18 protein-coding genes are annotated in these 16,117 nt (G+C 62.5%); 7 read left to right on the top strand and 11 right to left on the bottom strand.

The features are described from left to right. Positions 1-8: 8 nt before the first annotated feature. Both AAHE99_RS15860 and AAHE99_RS15865 read right to left on the bottom strand, forming a co-directional pair. Positions 9-572 (bottom strand): NADPH-dependent FMN reductase, encoded by a 564-nt coding sequence (locus tag AAHE99_RS15860; protein ID WP_342118323.1) that lies wholly within the window; start codon positions 570-572, stop codon positions 9-11. 34 nt (positions 573-606) lie between these two features. After that, a complete protein-coding gene (locus AAHE99_RS15865) occupies positions 607-1,506 on the bottom strand; it encodes a LysR family transcriptional regulator (RefSeq protein WP_342118324.1) in 900 nt (299 codons plus the stop codon). Positions 1,507-1,600: 94 nt separating this feature from the next. Here AAHE99_RS15865 and AAHE99_RS15870 point away from each other — a divergent pair, with 94 nt between their 5' ends. Together AAHE99_RS15870 and AAHE99_RS15875 are read left to right on the top strand one after the other, a co-directional pair. Then, positions 1,601-2,215, top strand: coding sequence for a glutathione S-transferase family protein (locus tag AAHE99_RS15870; RefSeq protein ID WP_342118325.1), 615 nt, complete (start codon positions 1,601-1,603; stop codon positions 2,213-2,215). Continuing rightward, on the top strand, positions 2,212-2,535 hold the full coding sequence (locus tag AAHE99_RS15875) for a DMT family transporter (RefSeq protein ID WP_342118326.1): 324 nt from the start codon (positions 2,212-2,214) through the stop codon (positions 2,533-2,535). Before AAHE99_RS15870 ends, AAHE99_RS15875 begins: the two co-directional genes overlap by 4 nt. Before the next feature lie 120 nt (positions 2,536-2,655). On the opposite strand, the gene AAHE99_RS15880 is transcribed toward AAHE99_RS15875, so the two are convergent. Both AAHE99_RS15880 and AAHE99_RS15885 read right to left on the bottom strand, forming a co-directional pair. Continuing rightward, entirely contained in the window at positions 2,656-4,818 is a 2,163-nt protein-coding gene (locus tag AAHE99_RS15880) for a S46 family peptidase (protein ID WP_342118327.1), read from the bottom strand. A gap of 281 nt (positions 4,819-5,099) precedes the next feature. After that, entirely contained in the window at positions 5,100-5,369 is a 270-nt protein-coding gene (locus tag AAHE99_RS15885; RefSeq protein WP_342118328.1) for a GlsB/YeaQ/YmgE family stress response membrane protein, read from the bottom strand. A gap of 132 nt (positions 5,370-5,501) precedes the next feature. On the opposite strand from AAHE99_RS15885, the gene AAHE99_RS15890 reads away from it, so the two are divergent. Beyond that, positions 5,502-6,599 (top strand): hypothetical protein, encoded by a 1,098-nt coding sequence (locus AAHE99_RS15890; RefSeq protein WP_342118329.1) that lies wholly within the window; start codon positions 5,502-5,504, stop codon positions 6,597-6,599. A 63-nt stretch (positions 6,600-6,662) separates the two neighbouring features. Here AAHE99_RS15890 and AAHE99_RS15895 read toward each other — a convergent pair whose 3' ends face one another. The 4 genes from AAHE99_RS15895 to purB all read right to left on the bottom strand — a co-directional run bounded on the left by AAHE99_RS15895 (position 6,663) and on the right by purB (position 9,867). Further along, positions 6,663-7,229: a YceI family protein gene (locus AAHE99_RS15895; protein ID WP_342118330.1), complete on the bottom strand. Its 567-nt coding sequence runs from the start codon at positions 7,227-7,229 to the stop codon at positions 6,663-6,665. Positions 7,230-7,247: 18 nt separating this feature from the next. Beyond that, positions 7,248-7,793, bottom strand: a complete 546-nt coding sequence (locus AAHE99_RS15900; protein ID WP_342118331.1) for a YceI family protein — start codon at positions 7,791-7,793, stop codon at positions 7,248-7,250. A gap of 15 nt (positions 7,794-7,808) precedes the next feature. Beyond that, positions 7,809-8,333 carry a cytochrome b gene (locus AAHE99_RS15905; RefSeq protein ID WP_342118332.1) on the bottom strand — a complete coding sequence of 175 codons (525 nt, stop codon included), beginning with the start codon at positions 8,331-8,333 and terminating at the stop codon, positions 7,809-7,811. A gap of 160 nt (positions 8,334-8,493) precedes the next feature. Continuing rightward, positions 8,494-9,867, bottom strand: coding sequence for an adenylosuccinate lyase (gene purB, locus AAHE99_RS15910; RefSeq protein ID WP_342118333.1), 1,374 nt, complete (start codon positions 9,865-9,867; stop codon positions 8,494-8,496). A gap of 134 nt (positions 9,868-10,001) precedes the next feature. Between purB and AAHE99_RS15915 the strand changes: the two genes are divergently transcribed. Together AAHE99_RS15915 and AAHE99_RS15920 are read left to right on the top strand one after the other, a co-directional pair. Beyond that, a complete protein-coding gene (locus AAHE99_RS15915) occupies positions 10,002-10,613 on the top strand; it encodes a glutathione S-transferase family protein (protein WP_342118334.1) in 612 nt (203 codons plus the stop codon). A 13-nt stretch (positions 10,614-10,626) separates the two neighbouring features. Next, complete coding sequence (locus AAHE99_RS15920) at positions 10,627-11,553, top strand: PfkB family carbohydrate kinase (RefSeq protein ID WP_342118335.1); 927 nt, start codon at positions 10,627-10,629, stop codon at positions 11,551-11,553. On the opposite strand, the gene AAHE99_RS15925 is transcribed toward AAHE99_RS15920, so the two are convergent. Genes AAHE99_RS15925 through bfr form a run of 3 tightly spaced genes read right to left on the bottom strand, consistent with a single transcriptional unit; the run spans position 11,550 to position 12,918 of the window. Continuing rightward, a complete protein-coding gene (locus tag AAHE99_RS15925; protein WP_342118336.1) occupies positions 11,550-11,957 on the bottom strand; it encodes a VOC family protein in 408 nt (135 codons plus the stop codon). The two genes, AAHE99_RS15920 and AAHE99_RS15925, sit on opposite strands and share 4 nt — an antisense overlap. Beyond that, positions 11,954-12,445, bottom strand: coding sequence for a helix-turn-helix transcriptional regulator (locus AAHE99_RS15930; RefSeq protein ID WP_342118381.1), 492 nt, complete (start codon positions 12,443-12,445; stop codon positions 11,954-11,956). The genes AAHE99_RS15925 and AAHE99_RS15930 overlap by 4 nt, the downstream gene beginning before the upstream one ends. Next, a complete protein-coding gene (gene bfr, locus AAHE99_RS15935) occupies positions 12,442-12,918 on the bottom strand; it encodes a bacterioferritin (RefSeq protein ID WP_342118337.1) in 477 nt (158 codons plus the stop codon). Before bfr ends, AAHE99_RS15930 begins: the two co-directional genes overlap by 4 nt. Positions 12,919-13,073: 155 nt before the next feature. On the opposite strand from bfr, the gene AAHE99_RS15940 reads away from it, so the two are divergent. Both AAHE99_RS15940 and AAHE99_RS15945 read left to right on the top strand, forming a co-directional pair. Then, positions 13,074-15,365 (top strand): TonB-dependent receptor, encoded by a 2,292-nt coding sequence (locus AAHE99_RS15940; protein WP_342118338.1) that lies wholly within the window; start codon positions 13,074-13,076, stop codon positions 15,363-15,365. A 2-nt stretch (positions 15,366-15,367) separates the two neighbouring features. Next, the gene (locus AAHE99_RS15945; RefSeq protein WP_342118339.1) at positions 15,368-16,048 is read left to right on the top strand and encodes a Fe2+-dependent dioxygenase; all 681 of its coding nucleotides are present in this window, start codon (positions 15,368-15,370) and stop codon (positions 16,046-16,048) included. The last annotated feature ends 69 nt before the right edge of the window (positions 16,049-16,117 follow it).

The following is a 16,117-nucleotide window of genomic DNA, read 5'->3' on the forward strand; positions in this document are numbered from 1 at the left end:
AGGCCGAATTAGCCCTTGTGGCCATTGGCCTCCACCCATTTGGCGAAAGCAACCGCCCAGCCGGCCAGCACTTCCTTGGTCTTGTCGTTATTGACCTTGCCGTCCTCGCCAATCAGCGCGGTGCCGTTGCCGATGTAGACCTCCGGGCCTGGCATGACCGGAGCGTTCAGCGTCACCATCGATTGGCGCACGTTCATGTTCGCTGCGAAGCCGCCCACGGCGCCGACGGAGGCCGAGATCACGCCGACCGGCTTGGCGTTCCAGATGCTCTTGCCCCAAGGGCGCGAGCCGACGTCGATCGCGTTTTTCAGGCTGCCCGGCATGGCGCGGTTGTATTCCGGTGTGGCGAATACCACGCCGTCCACGTCGCGCAGCTTGTCGCGGAAGGCGGTCCAGGCGGCGGGCGGGGTGTGGGCGTCGTCCAGGTCCTGGTTGTACAGCGGCAGGTCGCCGATGTCGACGAATTCGAATTGCAGTTCGGCCGGCGCCACTTCCACCAGCGTGTTGGCGAATTTACGGTTCAGCGAGTCCTTGCGCAGGCTGCCGACGATGAGGGCGATTTTCTTGGTCATGGGGGGCTCCGTCGTGTAAAAAGGACAATGTACATCAAGCGGGCAAGATATGCTCGTCCTCCCGGAGCGCGTCGTACAGGAACTGGCTCAGGGCCTTGATGCGGGCCACGTTGCGCAGGTCGCGGTGGCTCAGCACCCAGAGCTGGGTGTGGAAGCGCGGGTCGGGCGGCGCCAGTTGCTCCAGCGTGCGCTCGCGCCCTGCCAGCATGCAAAGCAGGGGCGCCACGCCCATGCCGTGGCGCGCCGCATCCACCATGGTCAGCAGGCTGTCGGCGCGCACCGCGAATTGCGTTGGCGGCACATGCTCGGCCAGCCACTGGGCGGCCGCCAGGTGCGACAGGCTGTCGTCCGGCGCCACCCAGCGGTGGGCCGCCCAATCGTCGCGCGCAATGCCGGCCCGCTCTGCGCGACGCAGGTAGGCGTGCGAGGCGTACAGCGCGGTCGCCACCGCCCCCACCTTGCGGCCGACCAGGTTGGCCGGCGGCGCGTTCGATGGGCGCAGCGCCATGTCAGCCTCGCGCTGGGTGAGGTTGAGGAAGCTGTTGTTGACCACCAGCTGCAGCTGCACGGCCGGATGCGCCTCCTGGAAGCGGTGCAGGTAGGGCATCAGCAGGCCGTGCGCGAGCGTGTCGGTGGTGGTCAGGCGGATGGTGCCGCGCAGCTCCTCATCCAGCCCACCCACCTCGCGCTGGGCGCTGCCGATTTCCTCCTCGATGGGACCGAGGCGGCCGCGCAGGGTTTCGCCGGCACCGGTCATCACATAGCCCGACTGCAGGCGTTCGAACAGGCGTACGCCGAGCGACTGCTCCAGGCTATCGAGCCGGCGCAGCACCGTCGAGTGGTTCACGCCCAGCTCGCGCGCCGCCGCCGAGATGGAGCCGCCGCGCGCCACGGCGGCGAAGTAGCGCAAGTCTTCCCAATCGAGCTTCTGCATATTTGCGTAACCATTCCGCTGTTTTTGGGAATTTTAATGCGTTTTTGCGGGGCATACACTGGCTGGCATCAACTCACCTTTAAGGAGCCACGCCATGCTGACCCTGTACACCGCCAACACGCCGAACGGGCAAAAGATCAACATCGCCCTGGAAGAACTGGGCCTGCCGCACAAGGTGCACCACGTGAACCTGTCGTCCGGCGAGCAGCACCAGTCGCCGTTCAGCGAGATGAGCCCCAACCACAAGATCCCGCTGCTGCTGGACGGCGCCACGCCGATTTTCGAATCCGGCGCGATCCTGATCCACCTGGCCGACAAGGCGGGCAAGCTGCTGCCGGCATCCGGCGAAGCGCGCAGCGTCGTGCTGCAATGGCTGTTCCTGCAGGTGGGTAGCATTGGCCCGATGCTGGGGCAGCTGTGGTTCTTCCGTCATGGCGTGGCGAACGGCAGCCCACGCAACGAGCAGGCGCTGGAGCGTTATGGCCGCGAAACCATGCGCTTGTTCGGCGTGTTCGAAGAGCGCCTGCGCGACAAGCCTTATCTTGCCGGTGACGAGTACACAATTGCCGATATTGCCAGCTTCCCCTGGATTCGCTCGCACCACGAGCTGGGCATCACGCTGGGCGATTACCCGGCGGTGGCGGATTGGGTGGCGCGCATTGAAGCCCGCCCGGCCGTACAGCGCGGTCTGGCGGCAGCCAAACCATGAACGCCGCCTGGTTGCTGCTGCTGGCGGCCGCGCTGGTCGATATCGCGATGGCCGTCGCCCTCAAGCACGCCGACGGCTGGACGCGGCTATGGCCAAGCCTCGCCGGCCTCGCGTTCGCGAACGGCGCGATCGTGCTGCTGACGATGGCTTTGCGCCAGCTGCCAGTCGGCACAGCATTTGCGGTCTTCACTGGAATCGGAGCGGCGGGCGCCGCCCTGGTAGGAATCGTAGCCTATGGCGAAAGCGCCACGCCACTACGTTTGCTGCTGATCAGCCTCATCATCGCCAGCATCGCCGGCCTGAAGCTCACAAACACTTGAGCCCGTGTCCCACCATGGGGTCACACCCCAAACGGGACACGGGCTCAACCGTGTAATGCATGTGCTCGTGTCCCACTCAGGGTGTGACCCCATGGTGGGACACGGGCTGGGCAGTAGAGATTACTCGGCGCCCATTTCCTTCAGCAGGTTGTCGGCTTTGTCGATGTACTTCATGTTCCACAGCATGTAGCGCAGGTCGACCTGGATGTCGCGGGTCTTGGCTTTGTTGAAGTCCCAGTCGGAAATGATGGAGTCCAGGGTGCCGTCGAAGGCCAGGCCCACCAGTTCAGCCTTGGAGTTCAGCGCGGCGGAACCGGAGTTGCCGCCGGTGATGTCCAGGGTCGCCAGGAAGTTCACCGGTACCGACTTCAGCTTCGGATCAGCATATTTGCCGTACTGCTTCTTGTTGATCGCGTCCAGCTGCGCTTGCGGCGCCTTGAACTCGCCTTCGCCGGTGGCTTTGGCTTTCACGCCTGCCAGGGTGGTGAATGCGCTCCAGCCGGTGGTGCCGTCGGCGCCTTCCGCGCGGCCGGCGATCTTGCCGAAGGTGACGCGCAGGGTGCTGTTGGCGTCTGGGTACACAGCCTGGCCTTTGGAGTTCATGAAGGCGATCTTGGCTTTCATGTAGCTCGAGTAGGCTTGCTGGATCTTGCCACCCAGTTCTTCGGCTTCGGCTTCGCGCTTCATGTTGTCGTCGTACAGGGCGACTGCGGCCTTGATGAACGAGTCGTCGCTGGCCTTGAAGTCAGCCACCGACTTGCCCAGCCACTCGGCGCGGAACTTGGCGTCTTCCAGCTGGGAACCGGCATACAGCTTGTCCAGTGCTGCGGACAGTTCGGCTTCGCTCATGCCGGCCTTGATACCCATGACCGAATCAAACACGGCATTGTGCTCGGCAGCTGGCTGCGCGGCGTAGTGCTTCAGGTTGTTCAGCACGATGGCCTTGTTCACCTTGGCGACGTAGGTCTTGTTCACGCCGTCGATCGATTGCTTGATGCGCTTGGCGTCGCGTTCCTGGTAGCCAGCTTTGCGGTCGGCGTTCGGCTTCAGGTTCTCGTTGGCCAGGCGGTACATCATGCGCGCGGCGTTCAACAGGGTTGGCGAGGAGCGGTCCAGGAAGAAGTCGCGCTTGTTTTCCGCATCGCGCTGGGCGATCAGCTTTTCCACGGCTTCCAGGTCGGCGCCGAAGGCCGCCTTGCGCTTGGCATCGCTGTTGACCCATGCTTTCAGCGCGTCGTGTTCTTTGGACTTGCGTTCCAGCACATCGCTACCTTCGTAGCTGTTCAGCATGCCCTTGCGGTTCTTGTAGTAGTTGTTGATGTTGGCTACCTGGCCGGCTACCTTCAGGGCCGCATCGCGGTCGCCTTTGGTTTCGCGGTCGATGATGGCCAGGGTCTCGTTCGAGTTCTGGATGAAGGCTGGGTATTCGAAACCGAAGGTGTTCGATACTTCCGATGGCAGGCGGTGGCGGTTGGTGCGGCCTGGGTAGCCCAGAACCATCACGAAGTCGCCTTCTTTCACGCCTTCTTTGGCCAGCTTCAGGAAGGACTTGGATTCGTAAGGCACGTTGTCCTTGGAGTAGTCGGCAGCCTTGCCGTCCTTGCTCACGTAGGCGCGGTAGAAGCCGTAGTCGCCGGTGTGGCGTGGCCACATCCAGTTGTCGGTGTCGCCGCCGAATTTGCCGACGCCGTCAGCCGGTGCGTGCACCAGGCGCACGTCGCGGATTTCCAGCTGCTTGATCTTGTAGAACTCCAGGCCGCCGTAGAACGACGACACGGTGCAGCGGTGGCCTTCGTCTTTTTCGCACTCGGCTACCAGGGCTTTCTGGTTCTTCTCAATCGCGTCCACGCGCGCCTTGCCCTGCAGCTTGGCCACTTCCGGGGTGATGATCTGGTCGGTGACGTTGACCACTTCCTTGGTCACGTACACGCGGCTGCCTGGGGCAGCTGGCAGCTCTTCGCCGTAGTTGTGGGCCACGAAGCCGTTGGCCAGCAGGTCGCGCTCCTTGGTGGAGTTGACGGCGATGCTGTTGTACACGCAGTGGTGGTTGGTCACTACCAGGCCGTTCGGCGATACGAAGGACGCGGAGCAGCCACCCAGGCTGACGATGGCGTTCATCGGGAACTCGGTCAGCTTGGTCAGGGAGGCAGGATCCAGCTTCAGGCCGGCGGCTTTCAGTTGCTTGGCTACTTGTGGCAGCTGTTGCGGCATCCACATGCCTTCGTCTGCGAAGGCGGCGGAGGTGGTGCTCAGGACGGCGAGCGCGAGGAGTGATTTTTTCATGTGTCTTGAAAGGGGTTAATTTGGCGGCCCGCCGGGCTGGGCCGGCAGGCGCCCTAGAGTATCGGCATGCCAGCCGCTGGCGTCAACTCTAAAAATATGGCTTAAAACTGAAGAATATTTGCCAACGAGAGGGAGAAGTGGGATTGCTGCGGTGCAGCATGTGTTGTAGTCAGCGCAAATGGAGGTAGAGCTCGGTGGCCCAGGTTCCCCGGCAGGCGAAAAAAAGCCAACGCCGCAGCGTTGGCCTGTGAGGAACCTTTTTGGGCGCTAATTTTTGCGCACTACCTGACGCGGCCGCGGAAGACCAGGTTGACAATTGCCAGCAGGACCACCGCGCCGAGGAACGAGACCCCTAGCGACAGCGCGCTGAAATCGTCGGTATTGATGGTGCCTGCGCCAAATAGTGGCGACAGCAGCCAGCCTCCCAGCAGTGCGCCAACAATGCCCACCACCACGTTAAGGAACACGCCTTGCTGCGCGTCCGTTTTCATCACCAGGCTGGCCAGCCAGCCCAGAACGCCGCCAATCACAATCCAGATAATAAAGTTCATATCCACTCCCCCCTTTTGTTAGTGATTTCAGTGTAGGCCACGCGCGCGCCGATACTCCGTGCGCCAACGTACAGATATGGCGGGCCGGGCGGCCTATTGTGTCCGGGACTCAAGCTAGAAAGGGGAATTCGCATGAACACTGCAGACAAGCAATCCCGCATGGTGACTGGCCTGTTCCGCAACCGCGGCAGCGCTGAACGCGCCTGGCAGCACGCCACCTCGCGTGGCTATGACAAGGACGATATTAACGTCGTCATGAGCGACGACACCCGCAAGCGCTACTTCAGCGGCGGTGCGGAAACCGAACTGGGCTCGAAAGCCGGGGAGGGCGCCGGCATTGGCGCCGGTGTCGGCGGTGCGATTGGCGCAGCGCTGGCGGCGGTGGCCGCAATGGGCACCACCCTGGTGCTGCCGGGCCTGGGCATCGTGGTTGCAGGCCCGCTGGCGGCCGCGCTGGCCGGTGCCGGCGCGGGCGGCGTGACTGGCGGCCTGGTGGGCGCCCTGATCGGCGCCGGCATGCCCGAGGAGCGCATCAAGCCCTATGAAGAAGGCATCCGCGGCGGCGGCATCCTGATGGGCGTGCATGCGCGCGACGATGCCGATGCCGCCGAGATCGAACGCGGCTGGAAGGAGAACGAAGGCGAGCACGTGATCGGCGTGGGCGTCGGCACGGCCGGCGGTGCGCTGGCCGGTGCGGCTGCCGGCACCGTGGGTGGTCCGGTCGGCATGGCGGCTGGTGCTGTGATCGGCGGCGTGGCCGGGGCCTATGTCGGCAAGGGCACGGCGGAAATCATCAACCCGAAAGCGGAGGATGATGAGGACGACCATAACCTCGCTACCGGTGTCGGGGCGGGCGGCGGCGCGGCGGCTGGCATGGCGGCGGGCGCGGTGGGCGGTCCGGTTGGCATGGCTGCTGGTGGCGCGATTGGCGCGCTGGCCGGCGGCATGGCGGGCCAGGGCATCGGCACCCTGCTCAACCCGAGCGAAGAACGCGTCTACTGGCAAGACCACTACCGCAACGAGGCCTACTTCAACCCCAATTTCGATTACGACGATTACGAGCCGGCCTATATGCTCGGCTACACCGCGCGCCAGCGCTACCGCGGCACGTGGGATGAGCTGAAGGACCAGCTGGAACGGGATTGGGAATCAGTGAAGGGTAAGTCGCGCATGGCATGGGAGCATGCCAAGGATGCGGTGCGCGCGGCCTACGAGAAGGAACTCCCGTAACAGCCGCGCTCGTGTCCCACCGTGGGGTGCCCCTAGGGGCGAAGGGGGACACGGACTGGACTGTTACTGGGCGGCGATGGCTTCGACCTGGATCGCCAGCTTCACTTCGGGAGCGAAGGCGGGGATGGCGTAGTTCAGGCCGAAGTCGGTGCGCTTGAACTCGGCCGAGGCGTCGGCGCCGCACACTTCGCGGTTCATGCGCTTGTCGATCACGCACTTGAACTTGTTGACCTTCAGGGTGACCGGCTTGGTCACGCCCAGCATGGTCAGCTCGCCTTCCACCGCCACCAGCTGTTCGCCTTCGAACTTGAAGCTGGTGCCCTTGTAGGTCACGGTCGGGAACTTCTCGACATTGAACATGTCCGGCGACTTGGCGTGGTTGTTCATCTTTTCCAGGCCGAAGTTGATCGAGCCGGCGTCGATGGTGATGTCCATGCTGCCGGTCTTGGCTGCACGGTCCATCTGGATCACGCCGCTGGTCTTGTCGAACTTGCCGCGCCACAGCGACAGGCCTTTGTGGTCGGCTTCGAAGCTTGGGTAGGTGTGGGTCGGGTCGATGTTGTAGGTGCCGGCGTTGGCGCCGATTGCGGTAACGGCCAGCAGTGCGGCGGTGATGAACTTCAGTTTCATTGGGTCTCCATCCAGGGGTTATTGAGCTACTACGTGGAACTTGATGGTCACTTCATCGGCGACCATGCTGGTGTCTTTCCATTCGCCTTCGCCTACGTTGTAGGCCAGGCGTTTGATCGGCAGGGCGCCTTCAAATATTTGTTTGCCGCCTTCGGTCTTCACGGTGAGCGGGAAGGTGACGTCGGTGGCCTTGCCCTTGATGGTCAGCTTGCCGGTCACATTCAGCTTGCCCGCACCGGCGCTCTTGATCGCGCTGGAGGTGAAGGTGGCTTTCGGGAACTGGGCGGAGTTGAACCACTCTTTCTTGGCCACTTCCTTGTTCATGTCGGCGTCACCCAGGTCCAGGCTGGCGGTCTCGATTTCGACCGTGGCCTTGGAGGTGTCGGGCGCGGCGGCGTTGTAGTCGATGACAATATTGTGCTTCTTGAATTTGGATTCGATCGGCACGTTCATTTGCTTGAACACGGCCGAGACGCTGCTCTTGGCAGGATCGGCTTTCAGTACGGCGGCGCTGGCGGCGGCTGCCACGGCCAGCAGGGCGGCCAGTAATACGCTTTTCTTCATGGGTGTGGCTCCAGGTTAGGGCAGCATGCGCTTGAGCAGGCCGTCTTTGTCGATGAATTGGTGTTTCAGGGCTGCCAGCACGTGGCCGGCAACCACGGCTGCCAGCAGCATGTTCAGCCAGTAATGTACAGGTTTCAGCACTTCCTTGAGCGCTGGGCTGGCTTCGAACAGGGCTGGGATCTGGAACAGGCCCAGGTAGACCACGGGCACGCCGGCGGCGGTGGTGTACAGGTAGCCGGAAATCGGCACGGCGAACATCAGGAAGTACAGGAACCAGTGACCGGCTTCGGCGGCCTTCTTCTGGCTGGCGGTCATGCTGATGGGGAGGGCGGGCGGCTGCTCTTTAAGGCGCCATAGCAGGCGGGCTGCGGCCAGGGCGAGCACGGTGACGCCTAGCCATTTGTGCCAGGAATAGTATTTGAGCTTGGTGGGGGTGAGGCCGGGGATGTCGGTCATCACCAGCCCGAGCACGAAGGCGGCAATGATCAGCAGGGCGATCAGCCAGTGCAGCAGGATGGCGGGTTTGGTATAGCGGTCCATTGCGGCCTTTGGTAATTAGTACGTGTTAGGACTAAATATACCAGAGGTCAAAATTTGTTGCTTACGGCTTGCTTAAAACCGGTAGGGCAGGGTCAGACCCAAGGCCTGCGACAGCCGCGTATCAGGGTCTGACCCTTGGGTCAGACCCTGGTTTACCGGTTTAAATGGCTTTGGCCAGCGCCGCAGCAATACCAGTGTAATTCGCCGGCGTCATCGCCAGCAGCAGATCCTTGGCTTCCTGCGGAATCGCCAGGCCGGTGATGAACACCTGCAGCGCTTCCTTGGTAATACCCTTACCGCGCGTCAGCTCTTTCAGCTGCTCATACGGATTTTCGATGCCATAACGGCGCATCACAGTCTGCACCGGCTCCGCCAGCACTTCCCACGACGCGTCCAGGTCAGCCGCCAGGCGCTGTGGATTGACTTCCAGCTTGTTCAGGCCGCGCAGGCACGAATCGTACGCCAGCAGGGTGTAGCCGAAGCCCACGCCGATGTTGCGCAGCACGGTGGAGTCGGTCAGGTCGCGCTGCATACGCGATACCGGCAGCTTCTCGGACAGGTGCTTCAGCACGGCATTGGCCAGGCCCAGGTTGCCTTCCGAGTTTTCGAAGTCGATCGGGTTGACCTTGTGCGGCATGGTGGAGGAACCGATCTCGCCAGCCTTCAGCTTCTGCTTGAAGTAGCCCAGCGAGACGTAAGTCCAGATATCGCGGTTCAGGTCCAGCAGGATGGTGTTGGCGCGCGCGAACGCGTCGAACAGCTCAGCCATGTAGTCGTGCGGTTCGATCTGGATGGTGTACGGGTTGAACACCAGGCCCAGGCGCTGCTCGATCACGTTCTTGGAGAAAGCAGGCCAGTCGAACGATGGGTAGGCCGACAGGTGGGCGTTGTAGTTGCCCACGGCGCCATTCATCTTGCCCAGGATTTCCACCTTGGCGATACGGTCGATGGCGCGCTGCAGGCGGGCGATCACGTTGGCGAATTCCTTGCCCAGGGTGGTCGGGCTGGCGGTCTGGCCGTGGGTGCGGCTCAGCATTGGCAGCTCGGCGTTGGCGTGGGCGATTTCGGTCAGCTTGGCGACCAGGCCGTTCAGGGCCGGCAGCATCACGCCGTCGCGCGCGGCTTTCAGCATCATGCCGTGCGAGGTGTTGTTGATGTCTTCCGAGGTGCAGGCGAAGTGGATGAACTCGGAGGCGGCCACCAGCTCCGGCACATCCTTCACTTTTTCCTTCAGCCAGTACTCCACCGCCTTCACGTCGTGGTTGGTGACGGCTTCGATTTCCTTGATGCGGGCAGCGTCGGCTTCGGTGAACTCGGCAGCCAGCTTGTCCAGCAGGGCGGTGGCGGAAGCCGGGAACGGCTTGATCTCGGCGAAACCAGCCAGCGACAGGGCCTGCAGCCACGCGATCTCGACCTTCACGCGGTGGTGCATGAAGCCGGATTCGGACAGGATCGGGCGCAGTTTGTCGGTTTTCGAAGCATAACGGCCGTCCAGCGGGGACAGGGCCGACAGGGTGGAGTAAGGAGTTGTCATGATAATGCGGGGAGGAGAGGCGGGAAAAAACAAGATTTTACCATTGGTGCGCAGTCGACTCTCACGCTCTGCGCTGCGCCATGCATGCGGGGGGCGATGCTATACTGTTGTCTAATACTCTACTTTCGGCATTTATGAAACTTATCGGTTCACTCGCCAGCCCGTATGTCCGCAAGGTCCGCGTTGTGCTGGCGGAAAAAAAGCTCGACTATCACCTGGAACTCGAAAATGTCTGGGCGCCGGAAACCACCATCCAGAAGCTGAACCCGCTGGGCAAGGTGCCGTGCCTGATCATGGAAGATGGCTACGCGATGCAGGATTCGCGCGTCATCGTCGAGTACCTGGATGCGGTGTCGCCGGTGTGCAAGCTGCTGCCGCCGAATGGCCGTGAGCGCGCCGACATCAAGTGCTGGGAAGCACTGGCCGATGGCGTGCTGGATGCGGGCGTGCTGGTGCGCCTGGAGCGCCTGCAGCGTCCCAAGGAACAGCAGAGCGAGGAATGGATCGCACGCCAGATGAAAAAGGTGGAGTTGGGCCTGGCGTCGATGTCGGAGCGCCTGGGCGACAACGCCTTCTGCGCCAGCAACCATTATTCGCTGGCCGATGTGGCGGTGGGTTGCTGCCTGGGCTGGCTGAGCTTCCGCTTCCCGGAAATCGACTGGCGCGGCAAGCATCCGAACCTGGCGCGCCTGTTCGACAAGCTGTCCGAGCGCCCCTCTTTCAAAGACACCGTTCCCCAAGCCTGATCCGGAGGCCGCCATGGCAGACAGAGTCCTCGTGTTTGGCGAAGCACTGCTGGATGACTTTGGCGACCAACAGATAGCCGGCGGCGCGCCCTTTAATGTGGCGCGCAACCTGTCGGCGCTGGGCAATCCCACCCTGATGGTGACGCGCGTCGGCAACGATGCGCCGGGCCAGCTGCTGCGCGAGGAATTCGTGCGCTTCGGCTTGAGCACCGAGGGCTTGCAGCATGGCGCCGAGCCGACCGGCCGTGTGGTGGTCGAGCGCGACGGCGAGGGTTGCCACCGCTTCCATATCCTGGCCGAGCAGGCCTATGACCATATCGAAGCCGCGGCGGCGGTCGATGTCATGCGTGCCTTCTCCCCCAGCACAGTCTATTTCGGCACGCTGGCCCAGCGCGAGCACGCCTCGCGCGCTGCGCTGGCCGCCGTGCTGGATGGGGCGACTGGCGCCAGCCATTTCCTCGACCTGAACCTGCGCGATGGCGTGGACGAATCGGTGGTGTTCAGCTCCCTGCAGCAGGCCGACATCCTCAAGGTCAACGAGCAGGAATTGCAGGCGCTGTTCGCGTGGTACTGCCACACCTGCCCGGACACGGTCGACATGGATTGCGCCGCCGTCGAAACGGAAGCGCGCGCCATGATGCATAACTTTTCCATCCAGGGCTTGCTGGTCACGCTGGGCGAGCGCGGCGCCATGTATTTTGGCGCCGACGGTACGCGCGTGGTCGAGCAGCAGGAGTTCAAGCCGGCGCAGTTCGTCGATTCGGTGGGGGCGGGCGATGCGTTCGCCGCGGTGTTCCTGCTGGGGCGTGCGCGCGGTTGGGAATTGCCTTTGACTTTGCAGCGTGCGAATGCTTTCGCCGGTGCGGTGTGCAGCTTTGCCGGGGCCGTCGCGCCGGATGCGCAGTTCTATACGCAGTGGCGCGACGCCTGGGGTCTTTAACCTCGAGACTGGATCATCTTCCAGCCATTGCCTGACGGGTCGCGGAAGCCGGCGTCCACCGTGCCGTAGCGTTCCACCGGTTCCTGGGTGAATTCCACGCCCTTGTTGTGCAGCTTGTCGTAAGCGGCGAAACAATCCTTCACTTCCAGTACCAGCGGCGGCATCGCGCCTTTCGCCACCAGCGCATTCAGCGCCTGGGCGGTGACGGCATCGTGCACCGGTGGGCCCGGTACGTACAGGCCAAGCTGGAACGATGGCTGCTCGGGATGCTGGATGGTGAGCCAGCGGTAATCGCCGTTGCGCACATCGGTGTGGACCTTGAAGCCGAGCTTGTCGACGTAGAAGGCCAGCGCCTCATCCTGGTCACGAACGTAAATGCCTGCGGTCTGGATGCCTTGAGTCATGGGGAAGTCTCCTTTAAGTGAGACTCCAGTGTATTGAGTTCTTCTTCGCGCCGCTTCTCCGAAACTGATTTTGTGAGATGGGGGCGCTGGGCGGCACTCAAAACGCAAGCCGGTACCGGGCCGGGCTTGCGTTCGGCGGCGCGCTCGTGCTCGCGGATATCGCCGGGGTTCTTGCCGGTGATGTCGCGGAAGGTGCGGCCGAAGGTGCCCAGGCTGCGCCAGCCGGTGCTGTAGGCGATGTCGGTGATGGGGAGGTCGGTTTCGCGTAGCAGCGTCACGGCCTTCTCGATGCGGCGTGTGAGCAGATAGCGGTGCGGAGGCAGGCCGAAAGCCTCCTTGAACGAGCGGGCGAAGTGCGCTTCGGAAACGCAGCTTACTTCCGCCAGGCGGCTTACCGGCCACTCCTCGTGGGATGCGGCGTCCATCCGGTCCTTGGCGCGCAACAGGCGCCGAAGGAGTTCCGGACTTTGGTTCGGCAGGTCGATTATTCGCCTTCCGACATCTGGGATTGCAGGTAGTTCTGGATACCGATCTTGCCGATCAGGTCGATCTGGGTTTCCAGCCACTCGATATGCTCCTCGGTATCCTTCAGGATCTCCAGCAGCAGGTCGCGCGATACGTAATCGCCGACTTTCTCGGATTGGGCAATGCCTTCCTTGATGGTCACGTGGGCGCCTTTTTCCAGCTGCAGGTCGGCGGCCAGCATTTCCTCGGTGTTTTCGCCGATCAGCAGCTTGTGCAGGGCTTGCAGGTTAGGCAGGCCGTCCAGCATCAGGATGCGGTCAATCAGCTTGTCGGCGTGCTTCATTTCGCCGATGGACTCGTCGTACTCTTTCTTGCCCAGCTTGTCGAAGCCCCAGTGACGGTACATGCGCGCATGCAGGAAGTACTGGTTGATCGCGGTCAGCTCATTGGTCAGCTGAGCGTTCAGCAGACGGATAACATCTTTGTCGCCCTTCATGGGGGATCCTTCTTATCAGGTTGGGAATAATGCCATTCTGCCACGAAGGTGGGCGCTTACCTAGTCATGGGGGGCACATAGGATTGCTAACGACATTGCTAATCTAAATGAAAACAATTATCATTTGCGTTTTCTGTCTTTAACTAATACTCACCATGTCGTTCATTAAGAGCCGCAAGCACACGCCAGCTACTCTTGCCGCCATCGCCGCCTCCCTGGCCATGCCGGTAGCCCAAGCCGATACCAACACCGCTGCCCCAGAACAGAAAATGCAGGAAGTGGTCGTTACTGGCCAAAATGGCAACGACTTCCAGGTCAAGAAATCCGCCTCCGACAAATTCACCGCGCCACTGCTGGATACCCCGAAAGCGGTGACCGTGGTGCCGGCGGAAGTGATCTCGCAGATGGGCGCCACCTCCCTGACCGACGCCCTGCGCACCGTGCCTGGCATCACCGTCGGCGCGGCGGAAGGCGGCCAGCCGGTGGGCGACAACCTGCTGATCCGCGGCTACAACGCACAGACCGACACTTATATCGACGGCATCCGCGACACCGGCTCCCAGAGCCGCGAGATCTTCGCGCTGGAGCAGATCGAAGTGGTCAAGGGCCCGAACTCCGCTTACGGCGGCCGTTCCTCCGCCGGCGGCGGCGTGAACATGGTTTCCAAGAGCGCCAAGGCTGAGAACTTCAGCAACGCCTCGGTCGGCATCGGCAGCGCGCAATACCGCCGCGCCACCGCCGACGTGAACCGCACCATCGGCGACAACGCCGCCGTGCGCCTGAACGTGATGGCGCATGAAAACCACGTGGCCGGCCGCAATGAAATCCACGGCGACCGCTGGGGTATCGCACCGACCGTGACCTTCGGCCTGCTGAGCCCGACCAAGGTCAGCCTGTCGTACTACCACATGGAATCGAGCGAACTGCCGGACAGCGGCATCCCGTTCAATAACCCGTTCACCAGCGGCGCCAACGTCGCCAAGAACGGCAATGGCACCCCGATGAGCGTGCCGCGCAGCACCTACTACGGCCTGGTGGACCGCGACTTCCGCGACACCGCGTCCGATATCGGCACCATCGACCTCAAGCACGACTTCCGCAATGGCCTGGCTTTCCGTAACGTGACCCGTTACAGCAAGACCGAGAACGACTACATCTACACCCAGCCGGACGACTCCAAAGGCAATGTGGTGCTGTACGGCACCCTGTGGCGCCGTGCCAATACCCGCGTGGCGCAGACCGACGGCCTGGCCAACGCATCGAGCCTGCAAGGTGAATTCATCGCCGCCGGCATCAAGCATAGCTTCACCACCGGCGTGGAAATCAGCCGTGAAGTGACCGACCGCAGCACCTATGTGTTCACCCCGGGCACCAATAATCCGCTGACCAAGACCAGCACCTGCCCAACCGCAGGCGCGGCCACCCTGTACAACTGCACCACCCTGCTCAACCCGAACCCCCACGATCCATGGAGCGCCGGCCAGGTACGCAGCGTATCGCCTGCCGCGACCAATGTGCACACCAACACCCGTTCGGTGTACGGCTTCGACACCATCGAGTTCAATCCGCAGTGGCTGCTGAACGTGGGCCTGCGCTGGGACGACTACCGCTCTGCGCTGTTCACCCAGGCTAACAACACCGTGACCCCGGCCACCGCAGCCGTCAGCGCGGAAACCAAGTCCAGCTTCACCAACTACCAGGCGGGCCTGGTGTACAAGCCGGCTGCCAACAGCAGCATCTACGTTTCCTACGGCACCTCGTCGACCCCGCCGGGCAATGACGGCGGCGAAGGCAACGACGGCCTGACCGTGGCAGTGAAAGACCTGAAACCGCAGGACAGCAAGAACTGGGAGCTGGGCACCAAGTGGGAAGTGTCGGCCCGCCGCCTGTCTTTGAGCGGCGCCATCTTCGAAAGCAAGATGAACAACGCCCGTGTCAGCGGTCCGAACGGCACTTCCTTCAACGCCGGCAAGAAGACCGTGCGCGGCGCCGAATTCGGCGTGAGCGGCGCGATCACCAGCAGCTGGCAAGTGTTCGGCGGCGCGACCTGGCTGGACGCGGAAGTGGGCGACAACGGCTACACCAACGTCGGCACGACCGCCGCTCCGGTGTGGGTCAAGTCGCCATACGATGGCAATGAATTCCCGGGCGTGCCGAAGACCAGCGCTTCGCTGTGGACCTCGTACACCGTACTGCCAGGCCTTACCATCGGCGGCGGCGTGAACTACTCCGCCAAGATCTGGGCTAATATCAACAACACCAAGTACGTACCGGCTTACACCCGCTTCGACGCAATGGCGAGCTACGACGTGAACAAGAACATCAGCCTGCAACTGAACGTGCAGAACCTGACGGACAAGTTCTACTTCGACAAATCGGTCTCCAACCATTACGCGCAAGTTGCTGCGGGCCGCACCGCAATCCTGACCGCGAACTTCCGCTACTAAACATGATGCTGCATATCCCCGGCGTACTGACGCCGGAACAGGTTACCTACTTCCGCCAACGCCTGGCGGCCGCCGACTGGATCGACGGCCGCGCCAGCGTGGGATCGCAGGGCGCGCAAGTCAAGCGCAACCGGCAGATCGCGGAAGGGACGCCGCTGGCGCTGGAACTCGGGGATATCATCATCAAGGCCCTGGCAAAGAATCCGCTGTTCTACTCGGCGGCCTTGCCGCTGAAGATTCTGCCGCCTTACTTCAATAGCTATGCGGGTGGCGAGACTTACGGCCTGCATATCGACGGCGCGATCCGACATATGGTGGGATCGTCGGACGTGATGCGTTCCGACGTTTCCACCACCGTGTTCCTGTCCGATCCGGAGGAGTACGAGGGCGGCGAGCTGACCGTGATGGACAGCTACGGCGCGCATGAAGTGAAGCTGCCGGCCGGCGATGCGATTGTTTATCCCGCCAGCAGCGTGCACCGCGTGAATCCGGTGACCGCCGGCGAGCGCGTGGCGTCGTTCCTGTGGACGCAGTCGATGGTGCGTGATGACTGGAAGCGCACCATGCTGTTTGAGCTGGACCAGAACATCCAGAAACTGCGCGCCGCACACGGCGACGACGAGGCCACCGTCGGCCTGGCAGGGCATTATCACAACCTGCTGCGGATGTGGGCGGACATGTAAATAAAAAAACAGGGACGGAACACATTTATCAGGTAGTTCTCGATAAATGTGTTCCGTCCCTGTTTTTTT

Source organism: Pseudoduganella sp. OTU4001, from assembly GCF_038440195.1.
Classification (GTDB): domain Bacteria; phylum Pseudomonadota; class Gammaproteobacteria; order Burkholderiales; family Burkholderiaceae_D; genus Rugamonas.